The 11,567-nt window shown below is 62.5% G+C and carries 8 protein-coding genes; 4 read left to right on the top strand and 4 right to left on the bottom strand.

Annotated elements, in window-relative coordinates; translation table 11 throughout:
• Positions 1 to 119 precede the first annotated feature (119 nt).
• The 3 genes from AAAX36_RS02525 to AAAX36_RS02515 all read right to left on the bottom strand — a co-directional run bounded on the left by AAAX36_RS02525 (position 120) and on the right by AAAX36_RS02515 (position 3,314).
• Complete coding sequence (locus tag AAAX36_RS02525) at positions 120 to 905, bottom strand: hypothetical protein (protein WP_022093884.1); 786 nt, start codon at positions 903 to 905, stop codon at positions 120 to 122.
• A 260-nt stretch (positions 906 to 1,165) separates the two neighbouring features.
• Positions 1,166 to 2,569 (bottom strand): asparagine--tRNA ligase, encoded by a 1,404-nt coding sequence (gene asnS / locus AAAX36_RS02520; protein ID WP_138374758.1) that lies wholly within the window; start codon positions 2,567 to 2,569, stop codon positions 1,166 to 1,168.
• 181 nt (positions 2,570 to 2,750) lie between these two features.
• The gene (locus AAAX36_RS02515) at positions 2,751 to 3,314 is read right to left on the bottom strand and encodes a PTS glucose transporter subunit IIA (RefSeq protein ID WP_040359007.1); all 564 of its coding nucleotides are present in this window, start codon (positions 3,312 to 3,314) and stop codon (positions 2,751 to 2,753) included.
• A gap of 244 nt (positions 3,315 to 3,558) precedes the next feature.
• Here AAAX36_RS02515 and AAAX36_RS02510 point away from each other — a divergent pair, with 244 nt between their 5' ends.
• Positions 3,559 to 4,461 (top strand): alpha/beta hydrolase, encoded by a 903-nt coding sequence (locus AAAX36_RS02510; RefSeq protein ID WP_138374759.1) that lies wholly within the window; start codon positions 3,559 to 3,561, stop codon positions 4,459 to 4,461.
• A 422-nt stretch (positions 4,462 to 4,883) separates the two neighbouring features.
• Here the strand turns inward: AAAX36_RS02510 and AAAX36_RS02505 are convergent, their stop codons facing one another.
• A complete protein-coding gene (locus AAAX36_RS02505; RefSeq protein ID WP_270226979.1) occupies positions 4,884 to 6,005 on the bottom strand; it encodes an IS110 family transposase in 1,122 nt (373 codons plus the stop codon).
• Positions 6,006 to 6,355: 350 nt separating this feature from the next.
• On the opposite strand from AAAX36_RS02505, the gene feoB reads away from it, so the two are divergent.
• From feoB to AAAX36_RS02490, 3 genes are all read left to right on the top strand, one after another.
• Entirely contained in the window at positions 6,356 to 8,716 is a 2,361-nt protein-coding gene (gene feoB, locus AAAX36_RS02500; protein ID WP_138374761.1) for a ferrous iron transport protein B, read from the top strand.
• A 123-nt stretch (positions 8,717 to 8,839) separates the two neighbouring features.
• On the top strand, positions 8,840 to 10,036 hold the full coding sequence (locus tag AAAX36_RS02495) for an MFS transporter (protein WP_349073876.1): 1,197 nt from the start codon (positions 8,840 to 8,842) through the stop codon (positions 10,034 to 10,036).
• A 153-nt stretch (positions 10,037 to 10,189) separates the two neighbouring features.
• On the top strand, positions 10,190 to 11,566 hold the full coding sequence (locus AAAX36_RS02490; RefSeq protein ID WP_349073874.1) for an alpha-amylase family glycosyl hydrolase: 1,377 nt from the start codon (positions 10,190 to 10,192) through the stop codon (positions 11,564 to 11,566).
• Position 11,567 lies beyond the last annotated feature (1 nt).

Below are 11,567 nucleotides of genomic sequence, written 5' to 3'. Positions count from 1 at the left end.
GGGACAAAGTGCAAGTGGAACTATAGTAGCGCTGATGTCCATTTTTACAACAGCCTGGCGGGTTTTTTAATACAGAATCGGATGGGCGGTACGGGTAGTCGAATGGGCGGCGGAGGGTCTTATGCGGCGGAGGAGGCGTCGTCCTCGTCTAGGGCGGCGAAGAGCTTCTTGCCGTCGAGGAGACGTGTGGTGACGTTTCTCATTCGGCCAATCTCTACGGTACGCAACGTGTCATCGGCGCCTCGGGCGTCGTAGACCGTTCCCAGCAGATACGAGATGCCATCGCGCTGCCTGATGGCAAAGGGACGGAGTGTCATCCGTGCTGCTTCGGTTTCGCCACGCGTCGTGACGCTCGAAATATCAAAACTCACCGTGGTTCCGTGGTCGATGGCCTGCTCGACGAGCTCGCACGTGTCGATGCGCTTGATGGGCGTGCGTGTTGCCTTGGTAGCCTTGCTGCCTGCGCTTGGAGCAGGTTCGGGTGTATCGAGATAGCCGCGAACGTCGGCACTCGCCATGGCAACTAAGTGCTGCGCCATGCTCTTGCGGATGGCGATAGGCGTGGAGCGGTTGCGCATGACCATACCGTGGAGCCGGATGATCTCCTCGTCGGTGAGTGGACGGGTCAAGAGCCGATACCCCACGCCGCGCTTGTATTCAATCTCATATCCGGCATGGCGAAGCGCGGAGATGGCGGTGTAGATGCTGCGCCGCGCCGCCGAGATGGGCATGCGGGCGGGGTCGTCGGGATGGGCGAGGCGCCGGATCAGCTCATCGGAAAGCATGGCCTTGTCTTCGCCGGTGTTTTCGCTCAAGAGCTGCAGGATACGAACGGCGCGATAGGCTGCCATCGAGGCGGCGCCCCTCGTCGTGGTGTCGTAGGTTTCAACAGCGGCTTCGGTCATCGTGCCCACGTCCTTTCCGTTTTGGGTGGCGACGGTATGGAGCCTAGGACGTGGGGCTTTCCCAGGGGCGCAGGGCGCTCTGGGCGGTCGGTAGTCGTCGGCAAACGGTGGGTCGAGTTTTCAACAGCCCTGCTCAACTGACCAAAAACTTGCCAAAAGCTTGACGGATGCTGTTGAAAAAAAAGCGTCTCTCGACCGATGTCGAGAGACGCTTATGCGATGAGCGTTGGCGTGTGGCGACGCGAGCTAGCGTCCGACGATTAGAAGTCGGCGTTGCCCACGGTGCGCGGGTGCGGCAGGACGTCGCGGATGTTGCCCACGCCGGTCAGATACATGACCAAGCGCTCGAAGCCCAGACCGTAGCCGGCGTGCTTGCAGGAACCGTAGCGGCGCAGGTCAAGGTAGTACTTGTACTGCTCGGGATTCATGCCCAGGTCCTTGATGCGGGCCTCGAGCAGATCCAGGCGCTCCTCGCGCTGGGAGCCGCCGATAATCTCGCCGATACCGGGAACCAGGCAGTCGGCGGCGGCGACGGTCTTGCCGTCCTCGTTCATGCGCATGTAGAACGCCTTGATCTCGGCCGGGTAGTCGGTCACGAAGGTCGGGCGCTTAAAGTGCTCCTCGGTCAGGAAGCGCTCGTGCTCGGTCTGCAAGTCGATGCCCCAGCTGACGGGGTAATCAAACTGGTGGCCAGCAGCGACTGCCTGCTCCAGGATCTCGACGGCCTCGGTGTAGGTAACGCGGGCAAAGTCGGAGTTGGCGACATGGTCCAGGCGCTCGAGCAGACCCTTGTCCACAAACTTGTTGAGCATATTGAGCTCGTCGGGGCAGGTTGCCATGACGTCCTTGAGGACATACTTGAGCATGGCCTCGGCGTTATCCATGTAGTCGTTAAGGTCGGCAAAGGCCATCTCAGGTTCGATCATCCAAAACTCGGCGGCGTGGCGCGTGGTGTTGGAGTTCTCGGCACGGAAAGTGGGGCCAAAGGTGTACACGTCGCCAAAGGCCATGGCAAAGTTCTCGGCATTGAGCTGGCCGGACACGGTGAGGCTCGCATGCTTGCCAAAGAAGTCCTGGCTCCAGTCGACCTCGCCGGACTCGGTGAGGGGCGGATTTTTGGGGTCGAGTGTGGTCACGCGGAACATCTCGCCGGCGCCCTCGCAGTCACTCGTGGTGATGATGGGGGTGTTGACGTAGACAAAACCCTGCTCCTGGAAGAAGCGGTGGATGGCGGCAGCCGCGACAGAGCGGATGCGGAACACGGCGCGGAACAGGTTGGTGCGCGGGCGCAGGTGCTGCTGGGTGCGCAGGAACTCGACGGTTGCGCGCTTCTTCTGCAGCGGGTAATCCGGGGCGCTCGTGCCCTCGACCTCGATGGAAGTGGCAGAAAGCTCGAAAGGCTGGGGTGCATCGGGGGTCAGTTTGGCGGTGCCGGTGCAAATGAGTGCGGCCGAGACGTTTTGATGGGCGATCTCGTCGTAGTTGTCGAGTGCCTCGCGGTTCATGACGACCTGCAGGTCGCGGAAGCAGCTGCCGTCGTTGAGCGTAACAAAGCCAAAGTTCTTCATGTCGCGGACGGACTTGACCCAGCCGGCGACGGTGACGGTCTGGCCGCCGAGCGACTCGGCATCGGCATAGAGCTGCGCGATTTTGGTGCGGTTCACGTATCCTCCCATAACGGTTGAATGATAGTTATCCATACAGTTCGATATTCTAGCAGCTCGGCTCATTTGGGCTATACAGATAAAGCATTGGCGGGATGGTTTTTCAAACGAAAAGCGCCCGCGGCCAAATGGTCGCGGGCGCTTGACGAGGTGCCTTTTGGCTGTGTGGCGCGGGGCCTGGCTACTTGGTCTTGGCAACCAGCAGCGGGTCGCCAAGCTTGACGAGCGGGTTGCCGCCGATAAGCGTTCCAGACTCGCCGACATGGTCGATGCTCTTAAGACGATCGAGCTCGGAGACGATGACGGTCACGATGTCCTCGTGACCAGCGGCCTTAATGGCCTCGCGGTCGAAGCTGATGAGCGGCTGGCCTGCCTTGACCACATCGCCCATCTCGACAAAGCGGGCAAAACCCTTGCCGTTCATTTCCACGGTGCCCAGGCCAACATGGATGAACACGCGCAGGCCGTCCTCGGTAATCATGCCGATGGAGTGGTTGGTGACGGTGGTGGCGCCGATGCGGCCGTTGGCGGGCGCATAGATGGTGCCGGTAATGGGCTCGATGCCATAGCCCTGGCCAAGCATGCCCGAGGCGATCGTCTCGTCGGGAACCTCGTTCAGGTTGACGAGCACGCCGTTGACGGGGGCATAGATGACGCCTTCGCGGGTGGCGAAGCTTGCTGCGGGCGGAACGGACGCCTCGCCGGTCGAGGTGAAGGTGGACTTAAGCGAATCGAGCAGACCCATAGTTGCCTCCAACTTAAATAGGCGCATATCGCGCGTTTGGTTTGCCGGAAACGTTTCATATGTGTTTCGCGGCTTGGTCAACGCCCCCTATTCTACGCTGCTCAACGATACCTCTGAACTGGGATTATGTGATATATCAGTTGAAGGGAAACTTATTGCCGGAGTGTTTCTGCGCCACGGGTTCAAGTGGGGTACGCTTGAAGGCGAAAAACAAGGGCGCATAATTTGCGCGAAGGGAGCACATATGATTGTCGAGAACCATGCGCTGTGGGGCGAGGAGCCGACCGAGGATTATCCGGCGACGTTTACGTATTTGGGTGCCGAGCCGCTGCCCGATAAACCGAATGGCCGCCGCCCCGCGGTGATCATCTGCGGCGGAGGCGGGTTTACACATATCGCTCCGCACGAGCAGGACCCGGTGGCGTTTGCATTTTTGGATCACGGTTACCAGGCCTTTGTGCTCAACTATGTCACGAGCTCTACGGGTGACGTGAGCTTTCCGCACCCCCAGGCAGATCTTGCCAAGATGGTCGCCACGGTGCGCGCCAACGCCGACGAGTGGCATGTCGATCCTAAGCGCGTGTGCGTCGTGGGATTCTCGGCGGGCGGCATGATCTGTGCCTCGCTGGCAACGCAGTGGAAGACCGGCCCCTTCGCGGCACTTGCCGGGGCACGTCCGGACGACATTCGTCCCGATGCCGTGGTGCTGGGCTATCCGCTGCTCGACTTTGCCTATGTGCGCGACATGCAGACGCGCGATCCGCGCATTGACTTGCGCGTGCCCAAGACGGGCGGCAAGACGGGGCGCGATTTGCTCAACGACTACCTGTCGATGGTGACGGGTGGCGAGGCAACTGACGAGCATTTGGCCGATATCTGCCCCACCACGCATGTTTCGCGTCAGATGCCGCCGACCTTTGTGTGGGGCGTGTCCGACGACAAGACGGCGCCGATCGCGCAGGTCTACCCGTTTGCGCAGCGCATGGCCGAGGAGGGCGTTGCATGCGAGATGCACGTCTTCGACCAGGGTGGTCACGGCCTTTCGCTCGGCAACGCCAACACCGCGGTCGACAACGAGGACAAGCAGGTGGCGGTCCGTCCCTGGATCCGCCTAGCCTTCCGCTTCCTGGAGCGCCACGGGTTTTAGTTACGGCGTTTTACCAAACGCCGTAACCACTTGACGCTGCAAGCCCGCCAGGGCGGCAATCTGCCTTTCAACTTCGGCGGCATGACCAGAAGGTCAATGCCGCCTCGTTTCAGGGCACCTTGCTCGCCCTGGCGGGCTTTCGCTCATATGACCCAATCCGCTGTCAAGAGCCACAATGGCCCCGCCGACCGCTTGCAATCGGTCGGCGGGGCCTGCCGTTAACCCGTCCCGGTCCGCCCCCGGCATGTCATCGACGCCTTCGGCTCAGTCTCATATCCGCGGATACCGCTCCGGCGGCCCGCAATCCTCTCCTTCGGCGGGGTTCCCCAAGTCTGTCGAGGCGCATGCGGAGGGCTCCGCGCGCACAGCGAAATAGGGGGTATCCCCGAAGGCCGCCCGGCTCGCCGGGACGGGGGCTATGTCTATTCCGCGCCCTCCCGGCACATCATGCCGAGGGCCCAGAGCCACCTCACGAGCTCGGCCGCGGTGGCCGCGTTGGCCTTCGCCGCGGGCATGCCGCGGGCGAGCATCTCCTCGCGCCGCCGCAGGAGCCGCTCGGACCCCTTCCTCCCGTGCATCCTTATCTCGAGGGGCACGCCCGTGTCCCTTGGCATGAGCTTCGGCTGGTGCCGTGCCGCGGCGTAGCACCATGAACCCTCAACGGCCAGCTTCCTCACGAGCGCGTTGCCCGCACCGCTGATGCCTCCGAGCCGCACGGAGTCGCCACTCGACCTCTGACTCGGCGCGAGGCCGAAATAGGCCGTGACCTGCCTTCCGGAACGGAACCTCGTGAAGTCGCCGACCTCGGCCGAGAAGGCTGCGGCCAGCGCGAAGGCGCAGCCCTTGATCGACTGGAGGGCGGCCACCTCCGCGGCGATCGGGCTGGCATCCACGGCGGCCCTGTACTCGGAGAGCAGGTCCGCCCGGGCCTCCGCCGCGGCCTCGACCTCGTTCCTCAGGGCGGCGAGCGTCCGAACCCCGCCATCGTCCTCCGGCCTGACCTTGTCGAGCCACCTCAGGAAGTCGTAGGTCCAGTACTTCCTCGGGTTGCCGGCGGGCGTGGTGCCGCCGTAGACGAACCCCCGCTTTGCGAGGAAGGCGAGCAGCCGCTGCTTGGCGGTCGCCAGGCGCGCGGTCGCCCCGTCGTAGGCGCCGGCGAGGTCCCTGATGCCTTCGACCTCGGGGGAGGGGACCCATACGGGGGAGATGTCGTGGGCGAGTATCGCCTTGGCCATCCTGGCGGCGTCGTTCCTGTCGTTCTTGGAGGCCGAGTCGGCGGCCGACCTGGGGATCTTCGAGACCGCGGCGACGACGCACTCGACGCCGAGCCCGGCGAGCTCCCTTTGCGGGGCGAAGCCGAGGTAGCCGCTCTCGTAGGCCGCGAGCGACGGCCCGGGGAACCCATCCATCCACCCGGCGATCTCGCCCCAGGGGTTGCCGGGGAACCTCCTCGTCACGGCCTCGCCGGTGTCCGCGTCGAGGGCGCAGACGGTGGTCGACCTCAGGTGGACGTCCATCCCGAACGCGGTAGAATACTTTGGCATGGGAGCCTCCCAACCTCGTTGCGGCGCGGCTGCGCCTATGGCACTTCAACATCATTGTCGCAGCCCCGACCCGCGGCCACGAGCGGGGGCTCCTATCTTTTTAGTGCCCTCGGATTGGGTCATAGTGTCTGTTCGCGCCAAAACATCGGCGTTGCCATGGCCCAGATGCGGCACTTGGGGACGTTCCTTTTGTGCCGGCACTTGGGGACGGTCCTTGCAGCAATCTGTCGATTGAACGTCGTTGTGCGTTCGCGCTATCATGCATGGTTACAATTGGTTAGCCGTGGCAAACGGTTAGCCAAGGTAAACTAAATGCAACGCCCTGTGGGCGTCGGGGGAGGAGCACGGACGTGAAGCTCGATACACTCGAGATTGGAAAGGACGCCGTTGTCGCATCGGTGGCATCGGACGATCAGGCACTCCGACAGCATATTTTGGACATGGGTCTAACGCCGGGCACCGAAGTCACCATGATGAAGTACGCCCCCATGGGTGACCCGCTCGAGATCCGCCTACGTGGCTACGAGTTGACGCTGCGCAAGGACGATGCCGCACGCATTGAGCTCGTGGATGTGCACGACACCGATACCGGCCCGCGCGTTAACGCCGCAATCGGCACGACGGACCACCCGGCCCTGGGCGAGGGGACGTATTCACCCCGTGCGGCAAAAACGGCCGTGCCCGAGGGCGCGCCGCTGCATTTTGCCCTTGCCGGTAACCAAAACTGCGGCAAGACCACGCTGTTCAACCAGCTTACGGGCTCCAACCAGCACGTCGGTAACTTTCCCGGCGTGACGGTCGACCGCAAGGACGGCACCATTCGCAACCACCCCGAGGCGAGCGTTACCGACCTGCCCGGCATTTACTCCCTGTCGCCGTACACAGGCGAAGAAGTCGTGAGCCGTCAGTTCATCCTCGACGAGCGCCCGGACGCCATCATCGACATCATTGACGCCACCAACATCGAGCGCAACCTGTACCTGACGCTGCAGCTTATGGAGCTCGACCGCCCCATGGTCATCGCGCTCAACATGATGGACGAGGTGACGGCCAACGGCGGCGCCGTGGACGTCAACCTGCTCGAGAGCCTGCTGGGCGTGCCCGTTGTCCCCATTAGCGCTGCCCGCAACGAGGGTATCGGCGAGCTGGTGGATCATGCCTTGCACGTGGCGCGGTTCCGCGAGCGTCCCGGTCGCCTGGACTTTTGCGCACCCGATGGTCCAGACGGCGGTGCGCTGCATCGCTGCATCCACGGCATCGCCAACCTTATCGAGGACCATGCCGCGACGGCGCACATTCCCGTGCGTTTTGCGGCGACCAAGCTGGTTGAGGGCGACGAGCTGGTGACCGAGGCGCTTCACCTGGATCGCAACGAGCTCGACGCTATCGAGCACATCATTACTCAGATGGAGGGCGAGGCCGGCACCGACCGCCTGTCCGCGCTGGCCGATATGCGCTTTAGCTTTATCGGCGACGTGTGTGGGCGCTGCGTCGTCAAACCGCACGAGAGCCGCGAGCACGTGCGCTCCGTCAAGATCGACCGCATCCTGACGGGCCGCTACACGGCCATTCCGGCGTTCCTGGTGATCATGGGCCTCGTCTTTTGGCTGACGTTTGGCGTGATCGGCGCGGCGTTGCAGGGGCTCATGGAGGACGGCATCGCTGTCATCATCGCCTCGGCCGATGCGGGCCTCAAGGCGTTCGGAACCAACGACGTGGTGCGCTCGCTGGCTGTCGACGGCGTGCTTACGGGCGTGGGCAGCGTGCTGACCTTCCTTCCGATTATCGTCGTGCTCTTCTTGTTCCTCTCCATTCTGGAAGACTCCGGATACATGGCACGCGTGGCCTTTGTCATGGATAAGGTGCTGCGTCGCTTTGGCCTGTCGGGCCGCAGCTTCGTGCCTATGCTCGTCGGTTTTGGCTGTACCGTGCCGGCTATCATGTCGACCCGTACGCTCCCATCCGAGCATGACCGCAAGATGACGGTCATGCTCACGCCGTTCATGAGCTGCTCGGCCAAGTTGCCGGTCTATGGTCTGCTGTGCGGGGCGTTTTTCCCACAGGCGACGGTTCCCGCCATGGTCTCGCTCTATCTGATTGGTATTGCGGTTGGTTGCATTGCGGCTTTGGTGCTCAACCGTACGGCATTTAAGGGCGACCCGGTGCCGTTTATCATGGAGCTTCCCAACTACCGCCTGCCGAGCGTCAAGACGACGGTGATGCTGGCATGGGATAAGGCCAAGGACTTTATTACCAAGGCCTTTACCATTATCTTTGCCGCTACCGTGGTCATCTGGTTCCTTCAGACGTTCGATATCCGCTTTAATGTGGTCGCCGATCAGTCGCAGAGTCTGCTTGCCGGTCTGGGTAGCATCATCGCGCCGGTGTTGACCCCGCTCGGTTTTGGCGACTGGCGCGCCTCGACGGCGCTCGTCACGGGACTCATCGCCAAGGAGAGCGTCATCTCGACGCTCACGGTGCTTTTGGGCGCAACGTCGCCCGCGGTGCTGTCAACCATGTTTTCGCCGTTTACCGCTTACGTGTTCCTGGTCTTTACGCTGCTGTACCCGCCCTGCGTGGCGTCCATCGGCGCCGTCAAGAGCGAGCTGGGCACGCGCTATGCCGTTGCTGTGTTCGCGTTTCAGGTGACGGTCGCCTGGATCGTGGCGTTTGTCGTGCATTCGGCGGGCATATTGCTGGGTTTGGCTTAGTTATTTATTGACGGCGCAACCTCTGTGTATTGAGTTGATTGCGGCCCCGCATCTGTACTGACGGATGCGGGGCCGTTGCTATATAATCGCCCACCGCCCAAGACAATCGGAGAGGTTTCCTACATGACTCAGGCAAGACAAGATGGCATCTCACTCAAGCAGTGGCTCCCGCTTATTGGGCTCGCCTGTTGCGCGTTCGTATTCAACACGTCGGAGTTCATGCCCATCGGTCTTCTGACTGATATTGCCGCATCGTTCTCGCTCACGGAGGCCCAAGCAGGCATCATGATCTCGGTCTACGCCTGGGGCGTCATGCTGCTGTCGCTGCCGCTTATGGTGTTTGCCTCGCGCTTTGAGTTCAAGCGGATGCTGCTCGGCGTGCTCGCCGTGTTCTCGCTGGGCCAGTTCCTGTCCGCCGTGGCTCCCACCTATCCTATTTTGGTTTGCGCACGTCTGGTGGTCGCCTGCGCGCATGCCGTGTTCTGGTCGGTCGCCTCGATTATGGCCTCGCGCCTGGTCGACAGTCGCCACGGAGCGCTCGCCATCAGCATGATCGCCACGGGCTCGTCCATCGCGCAGATCTTTGGCCTGCCGATCGGCCGCGCCATCGGGCTGGCCGTGGGCTGGCGCATGACGTTTGCCGTGGTCGGGGCCCTCTCAGCCATCGCGGTCGTCTACCAGGCCGCGGTGTTCCCGGCCATGCCGGCGGGCGAGCGCTTTACCGTCAAACAGCTGCCCGAGCTGCTCAAGAATCCGTTCCTGGTCGCGCTCTACGCGGTCACGGTTTTTATGGCGACCGGCTATTACGCAAGCTACAGCTACATTGAGCCTTTCCTGGCGCAGGTCGCACACGTCGACGCGGGCGCCATCACCATGACGCTGACGGCGTTTGGCTGCTCTGGTCTGCTCGGAAGCTGGCTGTTTGGCCGCCTGTTCGATGGGCATCGCTTCCCGTTCTTGGCTATTACGCTCTCCGGCGTGCCGGCGGCCCTGCTGCTTATGGCCCCCGCAGCCTCGGCGCTCGTGTTGGTGCTTGCCGTCTGCGCGCTGTGGGGCTGCTGCGCCACGGCCTTCAATGTGGCGTTCCAGGCCGAGCTCATCAAGTATACGCCGGCGGATTCGTCGGCCGTCGCCATGTCGATCTTCTCGGGCCTGTTCAATCTGGGTATCGGCACGGGCACCGCAATCGGTGGTGCCGTGGTTTCGGGCCCCGGTATCTCCTGGATTGGCTTCGTGGGCGGGGCGATTACCGTCCTGGGCGTCATCCTCGCCATCACCGTGCTGTTCCCGGCCATCCGCCGCGCCAAGCCCGTCGCCTAATCACGTCCCCTCATCAGTTGCGGTGGAATAGTTCCTGTTTAAGGCCTCTGAAGGCCCAAGCAGGAACTATTTCACCGCAACTTATTTTGGGGGAGAGGATACGAGCTGGGCATACAATGGATGTCGTTGTGTTGAGCTTACCGGGAGGTTGCTATGTGGGCATACGAGACGACGTTCTATCAGATCTATCCGCTGGGCTTTTGTGGAGCTCCGCGCGAGAACGCCGCACCCGTTGCCGAGGACGAGCTCGTCCAGGTTGCCAACGCTGCGCCCAACCCCGATGCCCCCATCATGAAAATCGCCCAATGGGCCGACTACCTGCAGGAACTCGGCGTTGGCGCCGTGCTCATCAACCCACCGCTCGAGTCTGATAGCCATGGCTACGATACGCGTAGCCTGCGCCATCTCGACCGTCGCCTGGGCGGGGATGCCGATTTTGCCGCCGTGTGCGAGACGCTGCATGCCCACGGCATCCGCGTGGTGCTCGATGCCGTCTTTAACCATGTGGGTCGTGGCTTTTGGGCCTTCCGCGATGTGCAGGAGCGTAAGTGGGACTCGCCCTACAAGGATTGGTTCCACATTAGCTTTGACGGTGACTCCTGCTATGGCGACGGCTTTTGGTACGAGGGCTGGGAAGGCCATTTTGAGCTTGTGAAGCTCAACTTGCAAAATCCCGCCGTGGTCGATTACCTGCTTGAGTCCGTGCGCCGTTGGGCCGACGTCTTTGGCGTCGACGGTCTGCGCCTGGACGTTGCCTATATGCTCGACCGCGACTTCATGCGCCGTCTGCATACTTTTACCCGTGAGATCAAGCCTGACTTCGTGCTGATCGGCGAGACGCTCCACGGCGACTACAGCCAGATCGTCAACGACGAGATGCTCGACTCCTGCACCAACTACGAGTGCTACAAGGGCCTGTACTCTAGCTTTAACTCGGTCAACATGTTCGAGATCGCGCATTCGCTGCACCGTCAGTTTGGCGGCGACCCGTGGTGCATCTACCGCGGCAAACACCTGCTGTCGTTTGCCGACAACCACGATGTGCCGCGCCTGGCGAGCATCCTCACCGACAAGTCCTGTCTGCGCCCCGCTTATGGCATGCTCTTTGGCATGCCGGGCATCCCATGCGTCTACTATGGCAGCGAGTGGGGAATTGCCGGCGAAAAGGGCGGCCCCGATGGCGACTGGGCGCTGCGACCTGCGCTCGATGAGCCTGCGCCCAACGAGCTGACGGCCTTCATCAAGCAGCTCGCTCACCTGCGCTCGGCCGACGACGCGGCGGCCCGTGCTCTCAACTACGGTGCCTATCGCAACGTGGTGATCCAGAACAAGCAGCTGCTGTTCGAGCGCGCCTGCGACGATGCGACGGTGCTCGTGGCGGTGAGCGCCGTGGGCGAGCCTTACACCTTTGGCGCCGGCGAGCTCGACGGCTCCTTTGTCGACCTGCTTGCCGACGATGCGCCCACGGTCGAGCTGGCGGGCTCTCTTGAGCTTGCGCCCTACGAGGTGCGCTATCTGTTGAGGGCCTAGG

It is taken from the genome of Collinsella sp. CLA-ER-H10 (genome assembly GCF_040092475.1).
Classification (GTDB): Bacteria; Actinomycetota; Coriobacteriia; order Coriobacteriales; family Coriobacteriaceae; genus Collinsella.
The sequence above is the reverse complement of the archived record's forward strand: the minus strand, read 5'-3'. Positions and strand labels throughout refer to the sequence as shown.